Here is a 21,511-nt window from a genome sequence, read left to right as displayed (position 1 = left end):
CCCGGGTCTCGAGCGCCTCAGCCTCGGGAATCGAGCAGCGCGCGGGTGCGGTCCACCAGCCGTACGACGGACTCGTCCGCCACCGCGGCCACCTCGTCGTACGCGAACCAGCGCAGGTCCAGGGACTCGTCGCTGATCGCCGCCACCGCGCCGCCGGGGGCGAGGGCCGCGTACTGCACGTCCAAGTGCCAGGCGCAGGGCGTGTGATGGCGGTCCAGACGCACCGGACCGCCGGGCAGCAGTGTCAGACCGTCGATCCCGGACTCCTCGGTGGCCTCGCGCAATGCCGCTTCGGCCAGGGTGGTGTCCTCGGGCTCGCAGTGCCCGCCCATCTGCAGCCACATCCGCAACTTGCGGTGCAGGGTGAGCAGCACCCGCCCGCCCGGCGGGTCCACGACGAGAGCGCTCGCCGTGATGTGCCCGTCGCCGCAGGACTTCCACGTGCCGTCCGGATGTGCGGCCAGATGGTCGCCGTAGGCGAGCCGCAGCCGTTCCTGGTCCTCGTCCGGCGCGGGCCATTCCTTCAGGACCCGCGCCGTGTCCCCGTGGAGGCTCACTTCTTGCTGTCGCCCTCTCCGGAGCCCTGATCGCCGGAGCCCTTGTCGTCCCCTGAGTTCTTGTCGTCTCCGGAGCCCTTGTCCCCGCCCGAGGCTTGATCCTCGCCGGTGGCCCGGTCGTCGTCCTTCTCCAGCCGCGGCCGGCTCTCGTCCCTGCCGCTCGCGGCCTCGCCCAGCATCTTGTCCAGCTCGGCGAAGTCGAGCTGCTCGCGGTGCACGAAGCCGTCGGGGTCGTCGAGGTCCTCGGCGGTCGGCAGCATGTCCGGGTGCTCCCACAGAGCGTCCCGGCCGTCCAGTCCGCGCGCGTCGGTCAGCGAGGCCCACAGCCTCGATGCGTCGCGCAGCCGGCGCGGACGCAGCTCGAGCCCGATCAGCGTGGCGAAGGTCTGCTCCGCGGGACCGCCGGTCGCCCGCCGTCTCCGCAGCGTCTCGCGCAGCCGGTCGGCCGACGGCAGATGCGGTGCCGCGGCGCCGTGCACCACCGCGTCGACCCAGCCCTCCACAAGCGCCAGAGCCGTCTCCAGCCGAGCCAGCGCCGTCTTCTGCTCCGGAGTGTCCTCCGGCTGGAACATGCCCTGCTGCAGCGCTTCCTGAAGCTGCTCGGGGTGGCTGGGGTCGAGCTGGCCGACCACGTCCTCCAGCTTGGCGGTGTCGACCTTGATGCCACGCGCGTAGCCCTCGACCGCTCCGAAGAGATGCGAACGCAGCCACGGAACGTGAGCGAACAGTCGCTGGTGGGCCGCTTCGCGCAGAGCGAGGTAGAGCCGGACCTCCTCGGGCGGAATGCCGAGATCCTTGCCGAACGCCTCGATGTTCACCGGCAGCAGCGCCGCCTTGCCCGCGGGGCCCAGGGGGAGGCCGATGTCGGTCGAGCCGACCACCTCGCCCGCCAGTACGCCCACGGCCTGCCCGATCTGCGTGCCGAACATGGCGCCGCCCATGGAGCGCATCATCCCGAGCAGCGGGCCCGCCATGGCCTGCATCTCCTCGGGCAGCACATCGCCCATGGCCGCGCCGACGCGCTCGGCGACCGGGTCCACGAGGTCCTTCCACACCGGGAGGGTCGCCTCGACCCACTCGGCGCGGCTCCACGCCACGGCCGCGCCGGAGCCCGAGGGCAGGGAGGTCGCGCCGTCCAGCCACAGGTCCGCCAGCCGTACCGCCTCTTCGACGGCCGCTCGCTCGCCCGGCGAGACCGTCGCGTCCTTGGTGCCGTCGGATGTGCCCTGCGCGACGGTCTGCCGCGCGATGTCCTTGGCCATGTCCCAGTTCACCGGGCCGCCCTCGTAGGAGAGCATCTGCCCGAGGCGCTGGAATGCCGCACCGAGATCGTTCGGATTCAGCGAACCGAACATCGCGGCGAATGGATTCTCCGCGCCGCCGCCCCCGAACCCGAGCGGATTCGCGGGGCCCTGATCGCCGCCCTGGCCGCCCTTCTTCTTGCCGTCGTCGCCGTCCTCCGGCTCCTCCGGCGGGAGGCCGAATCCGAATGGGGTGTCACTCACGGGTTTCCTCGGCTCGTAGGGCCGCCGGCCCGGCCGGCGGCGACTGCCCGACAACACACCCAGCGTAGACACCCTGTCCACCTCTGGGCTCGGTGCTTGGCTACCCGGAAGCCTGCGGCAGGATGGACCCACCTGGTTCGTACGCGTAACTGCCCGTACGTACTGAAGACAACCGCTGGAGTCGCCCGGTGAGTTCCCCAGACCGAGAAGTTCGCGCAGCGCGAAACGGCGCCGCCGGATCCGCGCGCCGGCCCGTCGTCGCGGTCACAGGTGCCGCCTCAGGCGTCGGTGCCGTGCTCACGCAGCGGCTGGCAGCGTCCGAGGACATCAAGCAGGTCGTCGCCATCGACGAGCGCCGCGGCGACGTGACCGAGGCGCAGTGGCACCTGCTCGACGTACGGGATCCGGCGATCGCGGACAAGCTGCGCGGCTGCGACGTGGTCGTGCACCTCGCGCTCGACCTCGACCTGGGCACCGACCCGGCGGCCCGCACGGCGTACAACGTGCGCGGTACGCAGACCGTGCTCACCGCGGCCGCCGCCGCCGGCGTCCACCGCGTCGTCCTGTGCACCTCGGCCATGGTCTACGGCGCCCTGCCCGAGAACGACGTGCCGCTCGCCGAGGACGCCGAACTGCGGGCGACCGCCGAGGCCACGGGCGTCGGCGACCTGCTGGAGATCGAACGGCTGAGCCGCCGCGCGCCCCGGGCGCACCCCGGCCTCAATGTCACGGTGGTCAGGCCCGCCGTCCTCGTGGGCGGCACGGACACGGCCTTCACCCGCTACTTCGAGTCGCCCCGCCTTCTGGTCGTCGCCGGGTCCCGCCCCACCTGGCAGTTCTGCCACGTCGAGGACCTGGCGAGCGCCCTGGAGTACGCGGCGCTGGAGAAGGTCGACGGCGAGCTGGCGGTCGGCTGCGACGGCTGGCTCGAACAGGAGGAGGTCGAGGAGCTGACGGGGATCCGGCGCATGGAGCTGCCGTCCGCCGTCGCCCTCGGGGCCGCGTCACGGCTCCACCGGCTCGGCCTCACCCCGTCCCCGGCGGGCGACCTCGAGTACACCATGCACCCCTGGGTCGTCAGCGGCAGCCGGCTCCACGACGCCGGATGGCGGCCGCAGTGGACGAACGAAGAGGTTCTCGCGGAGCTGGTGGAGGAGGTCGCCGGCAGGCATACGGTCGCGGGCCGTCGGCTGGGCCGCAAGGACGCGACGACGCTCGGTGCGGCCGGCGCCACCGTGGCCCTGGTCGGTACGGCTGCCCTGGTGAGGCGTGCGCGCAAGGCCCGTCGCCGCTGACGCGTGCGCCCACAGCCAACCGGCAGACGGAATATCTCTTCCGCAATGCGGGATGACCGGGATTCCTTAATCGCAACGGGTACGGCACGATGGACGCCATGGCACGCACGTACGCCCACCGCGGAGAGGCCCCCGCCTCCGACCCGATCCGTCTCCTCGGGATCCGGGACACCCCGCTGTCCGTCGACGAGGTGTTCGCGACCGTGGGCGAGGACTCCGCGGGCGGCATCGCCCTGTTCGTCGGCACCGTGCGCGACCACGACGGAGGCTCAGGCGTCGATGCGCTCGGCTACTCCGCCCATCCCACGGCGGAGGCGGAGCTGCGGCGCGTGGCGGAGAAGGTCGCGGCGGACTTTCCCGTCCGCGCCATGGCCGCAGTGCACAGAGTGGGCGACCTCTCCGTCGGAGACCTCGCGGTCGTCGTCGCGGTCGCGTGCCCGCACCGCGCGGAGGCGTTCGCGGCCTGCCGGCGCCTGATCGACGACCTCAAGTCCGAAGTCCCGATCTGGAAGCACCAGCAATTCAGCGACGGTACGGAGGAATGGGTCGGCGCGTAGCGTCCTCGTCCCGGGTTGGTAACGCCGCCGTACCGCCTCCCCGTGCCCGGCGGGTCGCAGCTCAGCCCCATCGCACGGGCATGGCAACGTCGTTCGAGGGCAAGCGGACCCGTATGGCGCACTGACGGTTCGTCTCCGGTTGCGTAACTCACCCCCCACCGTGAGCGTTGATCGGGCGGATGGTTAATCTGCTGATCAGTCAGTTGCGGTTGTCGGTTCTCGTTTGTGCATGGGGTCGGGAGGCCGGTATGGCGGCGCTCGCTTGGTTGCTGATTCCGGTCGTCGCGGCCGTTGTCGCCGCGCTGTGGGCGCGCTGGGCATCGCGCAATCGCAAGGTCGGCGATGTCGCCGAACTGGCCGGTTATGAGCGGTTCCGTGAGGCGATGGAGCGTTCCCGGTCCGGTTCCGATTCGGACGGTCCCGACGGTTCGGACCGTCTGGACGAGGTTCCCGCTCCCGCCGCCGCCGCGGCCTCCGCGTCGGCGTCCGACTCCGACGCTGCCGCCTGAGCGTCGGCGCCCGCACCCCGTGGGTCAGGGCCGCCCAGGACGTACCGGCCCCCGGAGTGCACTGTCGGACCGGTCCCGTACTGTCGTTCACATGCCACGCCGCACCGCGACGATGCTCGCCTCCACCTTGATGCTCATCGCGCTGCTGTGCGCGGGAGTCCTCATCCCCGTGCCGTATTCGGAGATGTCTCCCGGCCCGACCGTCAACACGCTGGGCGATCACGGTGGCGAGCCGGTGCTGCAGATCTCGGGGCGCAAGACATATCCGGCGACCGGGCACCTCAACATGACGACGGTCAGGGTGACCGGCGCGGACTACCGGATGAACCTCGTGGAGGCGGTTGCCGGCTGGCTCTCGCACGACGACGCGGTCGTCCCGCACAGCACGCTCTACCCGGATGGCCAGACCGCCGAGCAGGCCACCCAGGAGAACGCCGAGGAGTTCAGCCAGTCCCAGGAGAGCGCCAAGGTCGCGGCCATGAATGTGCTGGACGTTCCGGTCGCTGCCCGCGTCGTCGTGGCGACGGTGGTGAAGGACAGCCCGGCCGAGGGCACACTGCACGCGGGCGATGTGATCAAGGCTGTGGACGGGAAGCGGGTGACCAAGCCGGGCGATGTGGCGAAGCTGGTCACGCAGCGCAAGCCGGGGCAGAAGGTCCGTTTCACGATCATTCCGGCGAAGGCGGCCGCGGCGGCGGAGAAGGCCCGCAAGCCGGAGCCGTCGACCCGCGAGACCCTCACCATCACCACACGGAAGGCGCCGGACGACGACCGGGCCATCGTCGGCATCCAGGCGGGGACCGACCACACGTTCCCGTTCCAGATCGACATCAAGCTCGCCGATGTCGGAGGGCCGAGCGCCGGCCTGATGTTCGCGCTCGGCATCGTCGACAAGTTGACGCCCGGCGACTTGACGGGCGGCGACTTCGTGGCGGGGACGGGCACGATAGACGACGCCGGCAAGGTCGGGCCGATCGGCGGGATCCAGATGAAGACCGTCGGTGCCCGCGCCAAGGGGGCGGAGTACTTCCTGACGCCCGAGGACAACTGCGCCGCGGCGGCGCGGGACGTGCCCTCGGGCCTGACGCTCGTCAAGGTCGGGACGATCGACGATGCCGTGAAGGCGCTCAAGCAGATCCGCGCCGGTGACACGGGCGCCCTGGAGCGCTGCACGACGGGCTGACCCGGTCGGCCAGGCCCCGGGGCCCGGGCCTCGGCCGCAGTCACGCAACCCACCTCGTCGGGTACGCCCCGACCTTGGCCTCCGGCTACGGCCCCCGTCGCCCGTGCGCCTCAAGGCGCGGGCCTCGGAGGCGCCGCCTCCGGACAGCCGGGCCGGTGTCTACTCGGCGAAGGTCGCCGCCAGTGCCGCGGCCAGTCCCGGCACCAGGTCGGAGCCGGTGAGCACCTCGGTCGAGGAGTCCTTCTCCCGCAGACGCAGTGCCGTTTCGCGCGCACCGTCCCGCAGCACGGCCACCGTCATCCTGACCTCCCGGCGCTCGGGGTGCTCGGCCACCCAGGCAGACAGCCGCTGTTCGTCCACGTCCTCGGGTACGGACTCCTCCGCCGAGGGCGGCAGGAGCAGCCGCTCCACGGTCAGGGCGCAGCCGACCACGGCATCGGGCCAGGCGATGGTGGCGAGGAACTCGTCGAGCGGGGTGCCGGAGGGCAACTCGTCCTGTTCGACCGGCGTCAGCGTGGCTTCCGCGTCGTTGTCGATGCCGAGCTGGTCGGCGAGGCCGGGCTCCTGGGCGCGCAGCTGATCGGTGTCGACGAGGGCGAAGAGGCGGGCGGGCTGGTCCCAGCCGAGCCCCGAGGCGTACTCGTCGATCTCGAGGACGGCGCGGGTCAGCGGGCTTGCGGCCATCGGTGTTCCGGAGGAGGCATTGGACATGGTCGGTATCTTGCCCTGTTCGTAACCGGAACCGGGAACTGGGTAAAGCTTGAGTAAGTTGCATGGGTGGGCCCTACTATCGCGGGGCCTGCTCATACGACAGCGAAACTTCGAGGTGCGCACCTTGGCTTTCCAGATGCCGGACCGTGGGGGAGGCCCGACGGGTCCACGGATCAGAGTCGGCCGGCCGTCCCGCCGCGTACGAACCCTGCTCATGACCTTGGGCGTACTCGCCGTACTGGCGATGCTCTTTGTCATGTTCGCCGGGTTCTGGACGGACTGGCTCTGGTACCGCTCGGTCGGATTCTCCTCGGTCTTCTCCACCACCCTGTGGACCAAGATCGGTCTCTTCTTTGTGTTCGGCCTGCTCATGGCCGTGGCCGTCGGGCTCAACATCTGGCTGGCGCACAAGCTGCGCCCGCCGCTGAGCGCGATGTCCGTGGAGCAGCAGAGCCTCGACCGTTACCGGATGAGCATCGCGCCGTACAAGAAGTGGGTGCTGCTCGGGGTCACCGCCCTCGTCGGGCTGATCGCGGGCGCCTCCGCCTCCGGCCAATGGCGCACCTGGCTGCTCTGGGTCAACGGGGTCTCGTTCGGGTCGAAGGACCCGCAGTTCCACAAGGACGTGTCCTTCTACGCGTTCGACCTTCCCTGGTACCGCTTCCTGCTCGGCTTCGGCTTCGCGGCGACGGTGCTGGGCCTGATCGCCGCCGCCCTGGTGCACTACCTGTACGGGGGCCTGCGGATCACCAGCCCCGGCGCGCGTGCCACCGCCGCCGCCACGGGCCATCTCTCGGTGCTGCTCGGCGTCTTCGTCTCGCTCAAGGCCGTGGCCTACTGGCTCGACCGCTACGGCCTGGCCGTGAAGTCCAGCGACCTGAAGTCGACCGACAACTGGACGGGTCTGAAGTACGTCGACGCCAACGCCTATCTGCCGGCGAAGACGATCCTCTTCTGCATCGCGGTGATCTGTGCGGTGCTCTTCTTCGCCACGCTCTGGCGGCGTACCTGGCAGCTTCCGGTCATCGGCTTCGGCCTGATGGTGCTGTCCGCGATCCTGATCGGCGGCCTGTACCCGGCCATCGTGCAGAAGTTCCAGGTCCAGCCCAACGAGCAGGCCAAGGAAGCCGAGTACATCCAGAAGAACATCGATGCCACGCGCCAGGCGTACGGCATCAACGGGGCGAAGGTCTCGGACTACTCCGGGGTCAGCAACACCAATGACGCCGCGAAGCTGCGCACCGACGCCGACACCACGGCGAGCATGCGGCTGCTGGACCCGAACGTGGTCTCGCCCACCTTCCAGCAGCTCCAGCAGGTGCGTGGCTACTACGGCTTCCCCGGCACGCTGGACGTGGACCGCTATCCCAAGGACGGCAAGGAGCAGGACACCGTCATCGGTATGCGCGAGCTGGACATCAGCGGCATCCCCGAGCGCAACTGGATCAACGACCACTTCAAGTACACCCACGGCTTCGGCGCGGTGACGGCGAAGGGCACGGAGACCAAGTCGGGCGGCGCCCCGGACTTCACCGAGTCCGACCTTCCCGCCAAGGGCGATCTGGGCAAGTACCAACAGCGCATCTACTACGGCGAGAAGACCTCGCAGTACTCGATCGTCGGCGGCCCGCAGAAGGAGCTCGACTACTCCGACGCGGGCGGCGAGAAGCTGTACAGCTACACCGGCAAGAGCGGTGTGAACCTCTCGAACCCGATGAACCGCGCGGCGTACGCCGTGGCCTTCAACGAGCCGCAGATCCTCTACTCCGGGGCGATCGGCGAGGGTTCGCGGATCCTCTACAACCGCACGCCCAAGGAGCGGGTCGAGTCGGTCGCGCCATGGCTGACCATCGACGGCGACGCCTACCCGGCGGTGGTCGACGGCCGCGTCCAGTGGATCGTCGACGCCTACACGACCTCCAACGGCTACCCGTACTCCTCGCGTACGACGCTGGGGGACACGACGGCCGACTCGCTGACCGACGGCCAGCGGGCCGTCGTCGCGCAGCAGAACCAGGTCAACTACATCCGCAACTCGGTGAAGGCGACGGTCGACGCCTTCGACGGCAAGGTGAAGCTGTACGAGTGGGACACCAAGGACCCGGTCCTCAAGACCTGGAAGAAGGCGTTCCCGGGCACGGTGCAGCCCAAGAGCTCGATCGACCCCGACCTGATGCAGCATCTGCGGTACCCGCAGGACCTGTTCAAGGTGCAGCGCGAGCTGCTGACGCGCTACCACGTCACCAACTCCGTGCAGTTCTACAGCGGCAGTGAGGTGTGGCAGGTCCCCAACGACCCGACGACCAAGTCGGGGATCGCGGTACCGCCGTACTACCTCAGCATGAAGATGCCGGACCAGCGGGCGCAGACGTTCTCGCTGTCCACGACCTTCACGCCCAAGGGACGCGAGAACCTCGGCGCCTTCATGGCGGTCGACGCGGACGCGAACAGTCGCGACTACGGCAGAATCAGAATCCTCAAACTGCCGTCCAACACCACGGTGTCGGGACCGCAGCAGGTGCAGTCCAAGTTCAACTCCGACACCGACATCGCCAACGAGATCAACATCCTCAAGAGAGGCGACTCGGAGGTCGAGTACGGCAACCTGCTGACCGTCCCGATGGACGGAGGACTGCTCTATGTCGAGCCGGTCTACGTCCGGGGTGCCGGCACCAACTACCCGCTCCTGAGAAAGGTTCTGGTCTCCTACAACGACCAGACGGCCTTCCGGAACACCCTCGGCGAAGCGCTCGACGAAGTCTTCGGGGAGCAGGGGCCGAGCGAGCCGGGCACCACGGAACCACCGGGGACGGAGCAACCACCGTCCCAGGACCCGACGGTGCGTGAGGCGCTCGACGACGCGCAGAAGGCGTTCGAAGCCGGCCAGAAGGCGCTCCAGGAGCAGAACTGGACCGCGTACGGCAAGGCGCAGGAGGACCTGCAGGATGCGCTGAAGCGGGCGGCCGACGCGGAGGCCAAGGCCGACCAGAAGAGTGACGGGAAGCCCGCGGAGAAGAAGCCCGCCCAGTAGGACGATGGAGAAGGCGCCACCCCGCGCCGTGCTAGAGTAAAAACACAACGGCGCGGGGTGGAGCAGCTCGGTAGCTCGCTGGGCTCATAACCCAGAGGTCGCAGGTTCAAATCCTGTCCCCGCTACGACAGAAGGACCCGGAGTCAACAGACTCCGGGTCCTTCGCTTGTGTGGGGGAACCTGTGTAACGGAGTTTGGTTTGCGGCCGTGTCGGGAAGTCGACAAAACGCCGAAGTGACTTCACTGGCTGCGGTATACCAGGTGTACGCAGGTTGCAGGTGGTGCGACGATGGCCCTTATGGGGGACAAGGCAATTCTGTTGGAATCAGGTCGGTTTGCGGACCCGCCCGTCGACGAGCGGGTCCCCGCCGTGCCCGATTCCGCCGCGACCTGTGAGGACACCAACGCCGACCTCGCCATCGACCCGACCGCCGGTATGCCGGCCGCCCAGGCATCCGAGGACGAGGCACGCCACCGTCGGGCGGCCGAGGCGGGCAGTGCCGAGTCGATGAGCGTCCTGGGCGCGCTCCTGCTGCGCCGGGGGGACCTCGACGGTGCCGAGCCGCTGCTGCGCGCCGCGACCAGCGCGGGCGACCGCGCCGGGGCCAACAACCTGGGTGTGCTGCTGCACCAGCGGGGCTACGCGGACGAGGCGGCCGGCTGGTGGCGGATCGCCGCTGTCGCCGGTTCCGCGGCCGCCGCCCATGCGCTCGGGCGCCACTACCGCGAGTGTGGTGACGAGCCGTCAGCCGAGTACTGGCTGCGGCAGTCGGCCGAATCCGGTCATGCGCTCGGTGCGTACGCGCTGGCCGATCTGCTGGAGCACCGCAGCGACGTCGGATCCGAACGCTGGTTCCGCGCCGCGGCGGACCAGGGCCACCGCGAGGCCGCGTACCGTCTCGCGCGCGTCCTGGACCGGCGGGCCCACGACGCCGCTGACCGCGACCTCATGGGCGCGGAGCTCGGCGACCGGGAGGCCCCGGGCGCCGGCGGCGTACGCGCCGATGGCGTCCGCCGTGGCGCCGCAGCGGAGGGCGGTGCGCTGCCCGATGGTGAGGCGGACCGGGACGCCACGGCCGAGGCGGAGCAGTGGTACCGGCAGGCGGCGGCGCGTGGACATCGGCGCGCCGCGCTCTACCTGGGGACGCTGCTGGAGGAGCGCGGCGAGGCGAAGGAGGCGGGCCGCTGGTACCTCACGGCCGCCAAGGACGGCGAGGCGCGCGCGGCCTGCTCGCTCGGCTTCCTGCTGCGCGATGCGGGCGACACCGACAGTGCCGCCATCTGGTGGCGCCGCGCCGCCCAGAAGGGCGACGGCAACGCGGCCAACGCCCTGGGAGCGCTGCACGCCGACCGCGGTGAGCCGCAGACGGCGGAGCGCTGGTACCGCGCCGCGCTCGACGCGGGCGACGTCAACGGTGCGTACAACCTGGGGCTGCTCTGCGCCGAGCAGGCCCGCACGCCGCAGGCCGAGCAGTGGTACCGCCGTGCCGCCTACGCCGGACATCGGGAGGCCGCCAACGCGCTGGCCGTTCTGCTGCTGCAGCGCAGCGACGCGGCGGGCGCCGAGCCGTGGTTCTCCAAGGCCGCCGAGGCGGGCAGCGTCGACGCGGCGTTCAACCTCGGGATTCTGCACGCCAGTCGGGACGACGACCGCACCGCGCTGCAGTGGTACGAGCGTGCCGCGGCGGCAGGTCACACCGACGCCGCGCTCCAGGTGGCCATCGCCCTGCTGAGGGACGGCAACGAGCAGGACGCCGAGCGCCATCTGCGGTGTGCGGCCGGCGGTGGCAGTGCCGAGGCGGCCTTCCGGCTGGGCGCGCTGCTCGAGCGGCGGCAGCGCCCCGAGGAGGGGGACGGCGGGACGACCGAGTGCGAGGAGTGGTACGAGCGTGCGGCCGAGCAGGGACACCGGCGGGCGCAGGTGCGCTGCGGGATGATCGCGGCGTTCCGCGGTGACAACGCCGAGGCCGCGCGGTGGTACCGCATCGCCGCCGAGGCGGGCAGCCGCAACGGCGCGTTCAACCTGGGCCTGCTCCTTGCGCGCGAGGGCAGCGAGCCGGAGGCGGCGCTCTGGTGGACCCGGGCGGCGTCGGCCGGGCACGGCCGGGCTGCGCTGCGGCTCGCGTTGCTCGCCGCGCGCCGTGGTGAGCTGGCGGAGGCGCAGCACTGGTGCTCGCGTGCGGTCGAGAAGGGTCCGCCGGAGGTCGCCGAGCGTGCGGCCCGCCTGCGGGACGCCCTTCAGCAGGAACTGACCGCGTAGCGCCGCTTCCGAGGCCCGCGTGGAACGCCTCCGCCCACCGCCGACCGTGGGGGTGGGCGGAGTGCCGCGCCGGGACGTGTGAGCGACGGGGGCTCAGGCGGAGGCAGCCTCCGAGAGGATTTGCGCTGGTCCATGGCGTGCGGCTAGAGTCATGTCTACCGCCGCGGGGTGGAGCAGCTCGGTAGCTCGCTGGGCTCATAACCCAGAGGTCGCAGGTTCAAATCCTGTCCCCGCTACGAGAACGAAGGCCCGGATCCCTCAGGGGATCCGGGCCTTCGGCATGTGATCCGGGCCTTCGGCATACAGAGGACCTCAGGCGGGGCCTGTGTGAGGCGCGCGGTCACGGAGTACAGAGCGCCGATCCGGGTGGTGTGACCGGGGCCGGGCGCGCAGATGGAGGCGGTGGAGTGCGGTGCGGTGGCCTGGCCGACGGCGCCGGGCTCAGGCGGCGCGGCAGTTCGGGCAGACGCCGCGGTAGGTGACCTCGACGTCCGAGACGGCGAAGCCGAAGCGCTCGTTGTCGGGCAGGTCGGCGAGCGGATTGCCGCCGGGGTGGACGTCGCGGACCGTGCCGCACTTCGCGCACACCAGGTGCTGGTGCGGGTGGTGCGCGTTGGGGTCGTACCGCATGGCGCGGCGGTCCGTGCTGACTTCGATCACCTCGCCGAGCGTGACGAGCTCGCCCAGCGTGTTGTAGACCGTCGCGCGCGAGATCTCGGGCAGGCGCGAGGCGGCGCGTGCGTGGACCTCGTCGGCGGTCAGGTGGACGTGGTCCCCATCGAGAACCTCGGCCACGACTCGCCGCTGAGCGGTGAGCCGCCAGCCGCGTGCACGAAGTCGTTCCAGCAGGTCACTCATGACATTCAGCCTAACAGTGCGGGAGCCATGCCCTGAACGGGTACGGTCTTCGGCATCTTCTTGACTTGGACTAAGTCCAATGTAGGATCGATTCCGGCACTTCGCCAAGGGACAGGACGATTTCGCAGGAGGCGCACGTGACGATGCAGGCTGAGGCGAATGGCCCGCTGACCACGGAGTCCGGGGCTCCGGTCGCGGACAACCAGAACAGCGAGACCGCGGGAATCGGCGGCCCGGTCCTGGTTCAGGACCAGCACCTGCTGGAGAAGCTCGCCCACTTCAACCGCGAGCGCATCCCGGAGCGCATCGTCCACGCACGCGGCGCCGGGGCGTACGGCACCTTCACCCCGACCGCGGATGTGACGAAGTACACGCGCGCGACGTTCCTCTCCGAGATCGGCAAGCAGACCGAGGTCTTCCTCCGCTTCTCCACGGTCGCGGGCAACCTCGGCTCGGCGGACGCGGTGCGCGACCCCCGCGGTTTCGCGCTGAAGTTCTACACCGAGGAGGGCAACTACGACCTCGTCGGCAACAACACCCCGGTGTTCTTCATCAAGGACGCCATCAAGTTCCCCGACTTCATCCACACCCAGAAGCGCGACCCGTACACCGGCTCGCAGGAGGCGGACAACGTCTGGGACTTCTGGGGTCTGTCGCCCGAGTCGACCCACCAGGTGACGTGGCTGTTCGGCGACCGCGGCATCCCCGCCTCGTACCGCCATATGAACGGCTACGGCTCGCACACCTACCAGTGGAACAACGAGGCCGGCGAGGTCTTCTGGGTCAAGTACCACTTCAAGACCGACCAGGGCATCAAGAACCTGACGACATCGGAGGCGGCCGAGACCTCCGGCCTCGACCCGGACAGCCACCAGCGCGATCTGCGGGAGTCCATCGAGCGCGGCGAGTTCCCGAGCTGGACCGTGCAGGTGCAGATCATGCCCGCGGCGGAGGCGGCCGACTACCGCTTCAACCCGTTCGACCTGACCAAGGTCTGGCCGCACGAGGACTACCCGCCGATCGAGATCGGCAAGCTGGAGCTGAACCGCAACCCGCAGAACATCTTCGCCGAGGTCGAGCAGTCGATCTTCTCTCCGGCGCACTTCGTGCCCGGCATCGGACCGTCCCCGGACAAGATGCTGCAGGGTCGTCTCTTCTCCTACGGCGACGCCCACCGCTACCGCGTCGGCATCAACGGCGACCACCTCCCCGTCAACCGTCCGCACGCGACCGAGGCGCGCACCCACGGCCGTGACGGTGTGATGTACGACGGCCGTCACGCCGGTGCGAAGAACTACGAGCCGAACAGCTTCGGGGGCCCGGCCGAGACCGGCCGACCGCTGTGGCAGTCCACCGCGGTCAACGGACGGACCGGCGACCATGTCGCCCCGTCGCACGCCGAGGACAACGACTTCGTCCAGGCGGGCAATCTCTACCGCCTGATGTCCGAGGACGAGAAGCAGCGTCTGGTGGACAACCTCGCCGGCTTCATCGCCCAGGTCTCGCGCGACGACATCGCCGACCGCGCGATCGCCAACTTCCGCAAGGCGGACGAGGACTACGGCAAGCGGCTGGACGCCGCGATCCAGGCCCTGCGCGGCTGACCGTCGCCTGTCGTACGAGGAGCCGGACCCCGTGGGGGAGTCCGGCTCCTCATCTCGTTGGGCGGCTGCCTCGGTCGCTGGTTCCTCGGACCGGCCGGAGCGCTCTGCTCGGGCCGGCCCGCTGGGCTTGTGCCGGGCCTGCTCAGCCCGCCAGTACGGAGGGCTGGGATCCGGCCGGGGCCCAGCAGCGGATGATGTCGCGGACGGAGACGACCCCGACGGGTTCATGGTCGTCGAGGACGATCAGATGCCGGAACCCGCCATGGCACATGGCTGCCGCGGCCTCCTCCAGGGTCCACTCGGGTGCTGCGAAGACGACGTCCGTCGTGGTGTGTGCGTGTGCCGTCTCCTGGTCGGGGTCCTGTCCTGCGCCTACGGAATTGAGGATGTCGCGCTCGGTGATGATGCCGAGCCCGCTGGTGTCGGTGTCGAGGACCACGGCCGCCCCGACCCGGCGGCCGGCCATCAGCCGGGCGGCCTGGCGGAGCGTGTGGGTGGGCCCGATTGTGAGGACCACCGTGCTCATGGCGTCACGGACGAGCATGGATGGAGCCACCTCTTTCGTGTCCGCTGGACCTGTGAATCCGCACGCCGCTTCCCGGCGCGACAGTTTCCCCGTGCCCGCATTGCCACGTGAAAGGATTCACAAGTTCACAAGCTTGGGGACTCTCATGTTCACATGCTCACGCTGAGGCAACAAGGGGGCGGATGGAGCACGTACGGATCAGTAGCGCTGATTGAGGTATCCGAGCAGCTCGTTGTGGAGCAGGCCGTTGGACGCCGCGGCATTCGCGCCCCCCGGTCCGCGGACGCCGTCCAGATCGGTGAACTCGCCACCCGCCTCCTGGATGATGATCGCGTTCGCCGCCATGTCCCACAGCGACAGCTCAGGCTCGGCGCACATGTCCACCGAGCCCTCGGCCACCATCATGTACGGCCAGAAGTCGCCGTACCCGCGCGTCCGCCAGCAGGCGCGCGTCAGGTCGAGGAAGCCGTCGAGCCGGCCCTGCTCCTCCCAGCCGCTGAGCGAGGAGTACCCCAGCGACGAGTCCTCGATCTTGCTGACCTTCGAGACCCGCAGTCGGGTGGCGGAGGTCAGGCTGCGCCCGGTGTACGCGCCCCCGCCCTGCGCCGCCCACCAGCGACGCCCCAGCGCCGGCGCCGACACCACGCCCACGACGGGCTGGAAGCCGCTGCCGCCGGGCACCATCAGCGAGATCAGCGTGGCCCAGACGGGGACCCCGCGGACGTAGTTCTTGGTGCCGTCGATGGGGTCGATGATCCAGCGGCGGGGGCCGGCGCCCTCGCTGCCGTACTCCTCGCCCAGTACGGCGTCGCGCGGCCGTGCGCGCGAGAGTGAGGAGCGGATCAACTCCTCGGCGGCCTTGTCGGCCTCACTGACCGGCGTCAGGTCCGGTTTGGTCTCGACCTTGAGGTCGAGGGCCTTGAACCGGTCCATGGTGGCGGCGTCCGCGGCGTCGGCGAGCACGTGGGCCAGGCGCAGATCATCGTGATAGTCGGGCATGGGCGAACAGTATCCAGGGAGGTTGGGACCTACCACACGAGCGTGTCCGTATGGGTGTGATCGTGCTCCGTCAGAGCTATTGACACTCCCTAGCGACCCGTCAATCCTCGTGCGCACGGCAGGCCATGTGAGCCGCATGGCCGGGGAGGCAACGGTGCCTACTGCGCGTGAATCCCTGCTGAACGCTGCGTTCGCGGCACTCGCGGGCCGGCCGTGGTCCGCTGTGCGGATGGTGGACGTCGCAGCGGCGGCAGGAGTGTCCAGACAGACGCTCTACAACGAGTTCGGCAGCAAGGACGGCCTGGCCCGGGCCCTGATACGGCATGAGGCCGATGTCTATCTCGCCGGTATCGAGGGCATGTTGGTCGCCGGCACCGGCACCGGCACCGGCACCGGCACCGGCACGGGCCGGGCCGCGCCGAGGGTGATGGATTCCGAAGGCGACGCCGACCCGGTCGCGCGGCTGGCGGCCGTCGCCGAGTGGACCGTCCGCAGCGCGCGAAGAAGCCCCCTGCTGCGCGCCGTTCTGACCGGCTTCTACAGCGAGCGACTGCCCTCGCCGGTCCGCGCGACGGGGGCCACGTCCTCGTACGTGCCGGCGCAGCGGCGGGCCGATGCCGTCCCGCCCTCGGCCGGTGAGTTGCTGCGCCAGGTCCGTGATCGTGCCCAGGCGGTGCTGGAGCGCGACCGGCCCGGGGAGGAGGCGCAACGGCTGGCCTGCGCCTGCGAGGTGGCCGTGCGGCTGGCGCTGTCGTACGTGGTGGTGCCGGCCGGGGCGGACGATCCTGCGCAGCTCGTACGCCGCTGTGTACCGGGTCTCCTGCCGCCGAGGGCGGCGGCCCGGCCATCCGCGCCGGTGCCTGGCCGCGGTGAGCGCCAGCCCGCCTGACGCCGCCGCCCGCGGTCTGCTGCCGGTCCCCGGGGACGCCGCTTCGCCCGATGAAGCGTCAGCTCGGCGGCGGGGCCCGGCCGATGACCGAGCGTCAGCGGACGCCGCCGGACAACTGCAGGCCCACCACGCCCACGATCACCAGCGTGATCGAGACGATCTTCAGGGTGGAGACGACGTCGCCGAGGAAGATCATGCCGTAGACGGCGGTGCCGGCCGCGCCGATGCCGGTCCAGACCGCGTACGCCGGACCGACGTCCAGCCGCTTCAGGGCGAGGGTCAGTAGTCCGAAGCTGCCGAGAGCGAAGGCGCAGAAGGCGATCGTCGGCCAGAGCCGGGTGAAGCCGTGGGAGAGCTTGAGTCCGACGGCGAAGCCGACCTCCAGGAGGCCCGCGACGATCACCAGCAGCCACGCCATGTTCGAGCCTCCCCGTTGGTGACCGCTTCGCCTGTCCTGGCGTGATTATGCCCTTGCCGTCCTGATTGCAGAGCAAACGTCCGGCTCTCAGTCTCCCTCGCGCCGCTCGCGCGTCGCGAGCAGCCGACGCAGCGAGAACAGCCGGGCCGGATCCGCGTGCCCCTCCGCCACCCAAGCGTCCAGGGCGCAGTCCTTCTCGTCGTGGCTGCACGCGCGCGGGCACTCCGCGGTGCCCGGCACGAGGTCGGGGAAGGCGTTGATGACCCGCGAGGGATCGACATGGTGCAGGCCGAAGGACCGTACGCCCGGGGTGTCGATCACCCAGCCCCCGTCGGAGCCCTCGCTGCCGGGCAAGGGCAGCGCCAGGGCCGAGGTGGTGGTGTGCCGGCCGCGTCCGGTCACCGCGTTCACCACGCCGGTCGCCCGCTGCCGCTCCGGCACCAGGGCGTTGACCAGCGTCGTCTTGCCCACCCCGGAGTGGCCGACGAAGGCGGTGATCCGGCCGTTCAGGCGCTCGCGCACTCGGTCCGCCGCGGCGCCGTCCCTCAGCTCCTCGCGGTTGGTCACCACAAACGGCACGCCGAGCGGCTCGTACGTCTCCAGCAGCGTTTCGGCGGAGGCGAGGTCGGACTTGGTGAGCACGAGCAGCGGTTCGAGGCCGGCGTCGTAGGCGGCGACCAGGCAGCGGTCGATGAGGCGGGGGCGCGGCGGCGGGTCGGCCAGGGCGGTGACGATGGCGAGCTGGTCGGCGTTGGCGACGACCACCCGCTCGTACGGGTCGTCGTCGTCCGCCGTGCGCCGCAGCACCGAGGCCCGCTTCTCGACCCGGACGATCCGGGCGAGGGTGTCCTTGTCGCCGGACAGGTCGCCGACGATGCCGACGTGGTCGCCGACCACCACGGCCTTGCGGCCCAGTTCGCGGGCCTTCATCGCGGTGATGATGCGGTCCTCGACGAGACACGTCAGCCGACCGCGGTCCACGGTCAGGACGAAGCCGTCGCTCGCGTCCTCGTGCTTCGGCCGGATGCTCGTACGCGGCCTGCTGCCCTTGCGGCCCGGGCGGACCCTGATGTCTTCCTCGTCGGTGTGCTTGCCGTAGCGGCGCATGACCGGACCGCTCAGGCTCTCCGTGCGGGGACCCGCCCCGCCGGTTCGCCGAGCATCGCGGTCCACAGGTCGGTGAAGCCGGGCAGGGTCTTGGCGGTGGTGCCGACGTTCTCCACCTCGACGCCGTCGACCGCCAGGCCGATGACCGCGGCGGCCGTGGCCAGCCGGTGGTCGTCGTAGGTGTGGAAGACCCCGCCGTGCAGCGGGCGCGGGCGGATGCGCAGCCCGTCGGAGGTCTCGGTGACGTTGCCGCCCAGCGCGTTGATCTCCTTGGTCAGCGCGGCGAGGCGGTCGGTCTCGTGCAGCCGCAGGTGCGCGACGCCGCGCAGCACCGACTCGGACTCGGCCAGGGCCGCGACCGCCGCGATCCCGGGGGTCAGCTCGCCGACCTCGCCGAGGTCCACGTCGATGCCGAGGACGCGGCCGCTGCCGGTGAACGTGAGCCCGGCGTCGGTGAGTTCACAGGAACCGCCCATTTCGGTGAAGATGTGGCGCAGTGCGTCACCGGGCTGAGTGGTGCGCTCGGGCCAGTCCGGGATGGTGACCCGCCCGCCGGTGACCAGGGCCGCTGCCAGGAACGGCTGGGCGTTGGACAGATCCGGCTCGACCACCAGGTCCCGGCCGAGCAGCGCGCTGGGCTTGACCCGCCAGACGTTCGGCTCGCCGCCGGCCTCCGGGGTGTCCACCTGGGCCCCGACGGTCCGCAGCATGTCCACGGTCATACGGATGTGGGGCAGGGACGGCAGGGAGTCGCCGATGTGCCGCACCTCCACGCCCTGGTTGAAGCGCGCCGCGGACAGCAGCAGGGCGCTGACGAACTGCGAGGACGAGGAAGCGTCGATCTCGACCGGCCCGCCGTCCAGCGCGCCTCCGCCGAACACGGTCAACGGCAGGGCGCCGCGGTTGTCGTCGTCGATCCGGGCGCCCAGTGCGCGCAGCGCGTCGATCACGCCGTGCAGCGGCCGTTCGTAGCTGCGGGGGTCGCCGTCGAAGCGGACGGGGCCGTCGGCGAGGGTTGCGAGCGGCGGCAGAAACCGCATGACCGTACCGGCGTTGCCGACGTCGACCGTGGCCGGGCCCTGCAGTCCGGAGGGGATGACCCGCCAGGCCTCGCCGCTGCCGGGGGCGCTGCCCGGGCCCGATGTGGTGCTGGAGACGGTCTCCTCGATGCCGACGCCCAGCGCGCGCAGGCCCTCCGCCATGAGCAGGGTGTCGCGGGAGCGCAACGGGCGGCGCAGCCAGCCCGGTTCCGAGGAGAGCGCGGCAAGGACGAGGCCGCGATTGGTGACCGACTTCGATCCGGGCACGGTGACGGTCGCGTCGACGGGGCCGGACGCGAACGGGGCGGGCCAGTGGGCGGTGTGCACGGGATTACCGGTCATGGCCTTCACTTTAGTGGTTCGCACGGAGCGCAGATCTTGATCAAAATCGGAGAAACCCCCGCGAAATACAACGGTGGTAGGGACGTCACAGGCCCAGCAGCCATCGGCCGCCGCCGATGAGCGAGCTGATCGTGACCGCGTGGAAGAGGAACAGCCACAGGGCGGCCGGCACGTTCGTGAGCCGGGCGAGCTGGTCCGCGTCGGAGTCTGGGGCTCCGCCCCGGCGCCGCTTCGTCTGCAGTTCGAAGACCGGCCGTACGCCACCGAGGAGCAGGAACCACACCACGCCGTAGGCGAAGGCGGCCTGGACCGAGGCCTCGGTGAGCCAGGAGACGAGGAAGAACGCGGCGCCGGTGACGAGGAGTGTCAGCACGCCGTATGCGTTCCTGATCATCACCAGCATCGCGACCAGCAGCACGATCGCGCCCCACAGCAGCAGCGTGATGTGCCCGGCGACCAGGAGCCAGGCGCCTCCCAGGCCCAGCAGCGAGGGCGCGATGTAGCCGGCGGCGGCCGTCAGGACCATGCCGATGCCGGTGGGCTTGCCGCGCGAGACCGTCAGGCCCGAGGTGTCGGAGTGCAGCCGGATCCCGTCCAGGCGGCGTCCGCTGAGCAGGGCGACGAGGCCGTGCCCGCCCTCGTGGGCGATCGTCACGGCGTTACGGCTCAGCCGCCAGGCGGTCTGCGGCACCACGGCCGCGAGGGCGACGGCCGCGGTCACGGCCACCAGCCAGACCGAGGGGTCCGGCTGCGTGCCTATGACGCGGTCCCACAGATCGCCGATGTTCGTGCTGTCCATGGACGGGCGGCTCCCTCGTGGCGGTACGGGTGTGCTGTGTGCTGTGTGCTGTGTGCTGTGTGCTGCGTGCTGCGTGCGGAGTCGGCATGCGGCATCGGCATGCGGGGTGTGCGGATACGGCATCGGGCGTGTCGTGTCGCACGCGCGTCGTGGCAGTGTGGCACTTATGTGCGGTCGATACTCAGCGAGCCGGAGACCCGAGGATCTCGTCGGGCTGTTCGACGTGGCGAAGTGGGAGCCCAAGGAGGCCCTCGCCCCGGACTGGAACGTCGCCCCGACGAAGGACGTCTACGCCGTCCTGGAACGCCGGGACAAGGAGTCGGACAACCCGGACCCGGTGCGCCAGCTCAGGATGCTGCGCTGGGGCCTGGTGCCGTCCTGGGCGAAGACGCCCGAGGTCGGGGTGAAGATGATCAACGCCAGGGCGGAGTCGGTCCACGAGAAGTCCTCGTTCAAGAAGGCGTTCTCCTCGCGGCGCTGCCTGCTGCCCGCCGACGGCTACTACGAGTGGGTCACCGCCACGTCCGAGCGCGCGCTGGAAGAGCAGGGCAAGCGCAAGAGGCCCCGCAAGCAGCCGTACTTCGTGACACCGGCCGACGGTTCGGTCATGGCGATGGCCGGCCTCTACGAGTTCTGGCGTGACGGGACCCTGCCCGCGGCGCATCCCCGGTCGTGGTGGGTGACCTGCACCGTGGTCACCACCGAGGCGGAGACGACGCCGCTGGCCGGGGCGGAGGAGTCCGGCGCCGAGGAGTCCGGCGCCGAGGGGCCGAAGGCGCTGGCCGACATCCATCCGCGGATGCCGCTGGTGCTGCCCCGGGACCGGTGGGGCGCCTGGCTCGACCCGTCGCGGACCGACGCCGACGAGCTGCGGTCGCTGCTCGCGCCGCCTCCGCCGGGGATGATGCGCGCCTACCCGGTCTCCACGGACGTCAGCAACGTCCGCAACAACGGTCCCGAATTGCTGGAGGAGCTCGAAGCCCCGCAGGAGGGCACGCTGTTCTGACCCGCCGGCCGGGTGCCGGGTGGCTTGCGGAGTGGGTGACGTTCGGCGTCCTCGGGGCGGGTGACGTTCCGCCTTCCTCGGCTCGGGTGACGTTCGGCCGTCCCCGGCGTGGGTGACGGGGCGTCCTCGGCCCGGGTGATGTTCCGTCCCCGGCCGCGGTGACGTTCCGCCGTCCTCGGCGTGGGTGACGGGGCGTCCTCGGTTCCGGTGACGTTCGGCCGTCCTCGGCCCGGGTGATGTTCCGTCCCCGGCCGCGGTGACGTTCCGCCGTCCTCGGCGTGGGTGACGGGGCGTCCTCGGTTCCGGTGACGTTCG

Annotated in this window: 19 protein-coding genes and 2 tRNA genes; 11 read left to right on the top strand and 10 right to left on the bottom strand. The window is 70.6% G+C overall.

What is annotated here, in order from left to right:
* Positions 1-17 precede the first annotated feature (17 nt).
* The gene (locus tag ACGFNH_RS10705; RefSeq protein WP_393652679.1) at positions 18-557 is read right to left on the bottom strand and encodes an NUDIX hydrolase; all 540 of its coding nucleotides are present in this window, start codon (positions 555-557) and stop codon (positions 18-20) included.
* On the bottom strand, positions 554-2,062 hold the full coding sequence (locus tag ACGFNH_RS10700) for a zinc-dependent metalloprotease (protein ID WP_393652678.1): 1,509 nt from the start codon (positions 2,060-2,062) through the stop codon (positions 554-556). The genes ACGFNH_RS10705 and ACGFNH_RS10700 overlap by 4 nt, the downstream gene beginning before the upstream one ends.
* Before the next feature lie 188 nt (positions 2,063-2,250).
* On the opposite strand from ACGFNH_RS10700, the gene ACGFNH_RS10695 reads away from it, so the two are divergent.
* The 4 genes from ACGFNH_RS10695 to ACGFNH_RS10680 all read left to right on the top strand — a co-directional run bounded on the left by ACGFNH_RS10695 (position 2,251) and on the right by ACGFNH_RS10680 (position 5,606).
* Positions 2,251-3,357, top strand: a complete 1,107-nt coding sequence (locus ACGFNH_RS10695; protein WP_393652677.1) for an SDR family oxidoreductase — start codon at positions 2,251-2,253, stop codon at positions 3,355-3,357.
* Positions 3,358-3,446: 89 nt separating this feature from the next.
* Positions 3,447-3,914, top strand: coding sequence for a molybdenum cofactor biosynthesis protein MoaE (locus tag ACGFNH_RS10690; protein ID WP_393652676.1), 468 nt, complete (start codon positions 3,447-3,449; stop codon positions 3,912-3,914).
* Between the two features lie 248 nt (positions 3,915-4,162).
* Positions 4,163-4,423, top strand: a complete 261-nt coding sequence (locus ACGFNH_RS10685) for a hypothetical protein (RefSeq protein ID WP_393652675.1) — start codon at positions 4,163-4,165, stop codon at positions 4,421-4,423.
* A gap of 91 nt (positions 4,424-4,514) precedes the next feature.
* Complete coding sequence (locus ACGFNH_RS10680) at positions 4,515-5,606, top strand: PDZ domain-containing protein (protein ID WP_393652674.1); 1,092 nt, start codon at positions 4,515-4,517, stop codon at positions 5,604-5,606.
* A gap of 159 nt (positions 5,607-5,765) precedes the next feature.
* Here the strand turns inward: ACGFNH_RS10680 and ACGFNH_RS10675 are convergent, their stop codons facing one another.
* Positions 5,766-6,317, bottom strand: coding sequence for a PPA1309 family protein (locus ACGFNH_RS10675; protein WP_393652673.1), 552 nt, complete (start codon positions 6,315-6,317; stop codon positions 5,766-5,768).
* A 136-nt stretch (positions 6,318-6,453) separates the two neighbouring features.
* Here ACGFNH_RS10675 and ACGFNH_RS10670 point away from each other — a divergent pair, with 136 nt between their 5' ends.
* From ACGFNH_RS10670 to ACGFNH_RS10655, 4 genes are all read left to right on the top strand, one after another.
* Positions 6,454-9,348: a UPF0182 family protein gene (locus ACGFNH_RS10670; RefSeq protein ID WP_393652930.1), complete on the top strand. Its 2,895-nt coding sequence runs from the start codon at positions 6,454-6,456 to the stop codon at positions 9,346-9,348.
* Positions 9,349-9,399: 51 nt separating this feature from the next.
* Positions 9,400-9,473, top strand: a tRNA-Met gene (locus ACGFNH_RS10665).
* Between the two features lie 164 nt (positions 9,474-9,637).
* Positions 9,638-11,608 carry a tetratricopeptide repeat protein gene (locus ACGFNH_RS10660; RefSeq protein WP_393652672.1) on the top strand — a complete coding sequence of 657 codons (1,971 nt, stop codon included), beginning with the start codon at positions 9,638-9,640 and terminating at the stop codon, positions 11,606-11,608.
* 162 nt (positions 11,609-11,770) lie between these two features.
* A tRNA-Met gene (locus ACGFNH_RS10655) sits at positions 11,771-11,844 on the top strand.
* Between the two features lie 205 nt (positions 11,845-12,049).
* On the opposite strand, the gene ACGFNH_RS10650 is transcribed toward ACGFNH_RS10655, so the two are convergent.
* Positions 12,050-12,466 carry a Fur family transcriptional regulator gene (locus ACGFNH_RS10650; RefSeq protein WP_393652671.1) on the bottom strand — a complete coding sequence of 139 codons (417 nt, stop codon included), beginning with the start codon at positions 12,464-12,466 and terminating at the stop codon, positions 12,050-12,052.
* 143 nt (positions 12,467-12,609) lie between these two features.
* On the opposite strand from ACGFNH_RS10650, the gene ACGFNH_RS10645 reads away from it, so the two are divergent.
* Positions 12,610-14,070, top strand: a complete 1,461-nt coding sequence (locus ACGFNH_RS10645; RefSeq protein ID WP_393652929.1) for a catalase — start codon at positions 12,610-12,612, stop codon at positions 14,068-14,070.
* Positions 14,071-14,212: 142 nt separating this feature from the next.
* On the opposite strand, the gene ACGFNH_RS10640 is transcribed toward ACGFNH_RS10645, so the two are convergent.
* On the bottom strand, positions 14,213-14,614 hold the full coding sequence (locus ACGFNH_RS10640) for a cyclic nucleotide-binding/CBS domain-containing protein (protein ID WP_393652670.1): 402 nt from the start codon (positions 14,612-14,614) through the stop codon (positions 14,213-14,215).
* Between the two features lie 180 nt (positions 14,615-14,794).
* Positions 14,795-15,595 carry a histidinol-phosphatase gene (gene hisN, locus ACGFNH_RS10635; protein ID WP_393652669.1) on the bottom strand — a complete coding sequence of 267 codons (801 nt, stop codon included), beginning with the start codon at positions 15,593-15,595 and terminating at the stop codon, positions 14,795-14,797.
* Between the two features lie 154 nt (positions 15,596-15,749).
* On the opposite strand from hisN, the gene ACGFNH_RS10630 reads away from it, so the two are divergent.
* Positions 15,750-16,484 (top strand): TetR/AcrR family transcriptional regulator, encoded by a 735-nt coding sequence (locus ACGFNH_RS10630; RefSeq protein WP_393652668.1) that lies wholly within the window; start codon positions 15,750-15,752, stop codon positions 16,482-16,484.
* 94 nt (positions 16,485-16,578) lie between these two features.
* On the opposite strand, the gene ACGFNH_RS10625 is transcribed toward ACGFNH_RS10630, so the two are convergent.
* From ACGFNH_RS10625 to ACGFNH_RS10610, 4 genes are all read right to left on the bottom strand, one after another.
* A complete protein-coding gene (locus ACGFNH_RS10625; RefSeq protein ID WP_393652667.1) occupies positions 16,579-16,902 on the bottom strand; it encodes a DMT family transporter in 324 nt (107 codons plus the stop codon).
* Positions 16,903-16,989: 87 nt separating this feature from the next.
* A complete protein-coding gene (gene rsgA / locus ACGFNH_RS10620) occupies positions 16,990-18,009 on the bottom strand; it encodes a ribosome small subunit-dependent GTPase A (protein ID WP_393652666.1) in 1,020 nt (339 codons plus the stop codon).
* A gap of 11 nt (positions 18,010-18,020) precedes the next feature.
* A complete protein-coding gene (gene aroA / locus ACGFNH_RS10615; RefSeq protein WP_393652665.1) occupies positions 18,021-19,391 on the bottom strand; it encodes a 3-phosphoshikimate 1-carboxyvinyltransferase in 1,371 nt (456 codons plus the stop codon).
* An 85-nt stretch (positions 19,392-19,476) separates the two neighbouring features.
* Complete coding sequence (locus tag ACGFNH_RS10610; RefSeq protein WP_393652664.1) at positions 19,477-20,190, bottom strand: M50 family metallopeptidase; 714 nt, start codon at positions 20,188-20,190, stop codon at positions 19,477-19,479.
* Positions 20,191-20,356: 166 nt separating this feature from the next.
* On the opposite strand from ACGFNH_RS10610, the gene ACGFNH_RS10605 reads away from it, so the two are divergent.
* On the top strand, positions 20,357-21,196 hold the full coding sequence (locus ACGFNH_RS10605; RefSeq protein ID WP_393652663.1) for an SOS response-associated peptidase: 840 nt from the start codon (positions 20,357-20,359) through the stop codon (positions 21,194-21,196).
* The last annotated feature ends 315 nt before the right edge of the window (positions 21,197-21,511 follow it).

This window comes from Streptomyces sp. NPDC048639 (assembly GCF_043199075.1).
Lineage (GTDB): Bacteria > Actinomycetota > Actinomycetes > Streptomycetales > Streptomycetaceae > Streptomyces.
Note: the sequence above shows the minus strand (reverse complement) of the source record. Positions and strands in the feature narration are given on the sequence as shown.

Coding starts and splice junctions, on each gene's coding strand:
- ACGFNH_RS10650 (WP_393652671.1), bottom strand. CDS start 12,466: ATGAGTGACCTGCTGGAACGACTTCGTGCACGCGGCTGGCGGCTCACC.
- ACGFNH_RS10670 (WP_393652930.1), top strand. CDS start 6,454: ATGCCGGACCGTGGGGGAGGCCCGACGGGTCCACGGATCAGAGTCGGC.
- ACGFNH_RS10660 (WP_393652672.1), top strand. CDS start 9,638: ATGGCCCTTATGGGGGACAAGGCAATTCTGTTGGAATCAGGTCGGTTT.
- hisN (WP_393652669.1), bottom strand. CDS start 15,595: ATGCCCGACTATCACGATGATCTGCGCCTGGCCCACGTGCTCGCCGAC.
- aroA (WP_393652665.1), bottom strand. CDS start 19,391: ATGACCGGTAATCCCGTGCACACCGCCCACTGGCCCGCCCCGTTCGCG.
- ACGFNH_RS10640 (WP_393652670.1), bottom strand. CDS start 14,614: ATGCTCGTCCGTGACGCCATGAGCACGGTGGTCCTCACAATCGGGCCC.
- ACGFNH_RS10685 (WP_393652675.1), top strand. CDS start 4,163: ATGGCGGCGCTCGCTTGGTTGCTGATTCCGGTCGTCGCGGCCGTTGTC.
- rsgA (WP_393652666.1), bottom strand. CDS start 18,009: ATGCGCCGCTACGGCAAGCACACCGACGAGGAAGACATCAGGGTCCGC.
- ACGFNH_RS10645 (WP_393652929.1), top strand. CDS start 12,610: ATGCAGGCTGAGGCGAATGGCCCGCTGACCACGGAGTCCGGGGCTCCG.
- ACGFNH_RS10610 (WP_393652664.1), bottom strand. CDS start 20,190: ATGGACAGCACGAACATCGGCGATCTGTGGGACCGCGTCATAGGCACG.
- ACGFNH_RS10680 (WP_393652674.1), top strand. CDS start 4,515: ATGCCACGCCGCACCGCGACGATGCTCGCCTCCACCTTGATGCTCATC.
- ACGFNH_RS10605 (WP_393652663.1), top strand. CDS start 20,357: ATGTGCGGTCGATACTCAGCGAGCCGGAGACCCGAGGATCTCGTCGGG.
- ACGFNH_RS10690 (WP_393652676.1), top strand. CDS start 3,447: ATGGACGCCATGGCACGCACGTACGCCCACCGCGGAGAGGCCCCCGCC.
- ACGFNH_RS10675 (WP_393652673.1), bottom strand. CDS start 6,317: ATGTCCAATGCCTCCTCCGGAACACCGATGGCCGCAAGCCCGCTGACC.
- ACGFNH_RS10625 (WP_393652667.1), bottom strand. CDS start 16,902: ATGGCGTGGCTGCTGGTGATCGTCGCGGGCCTCCTGGAGGTCGGCTTC.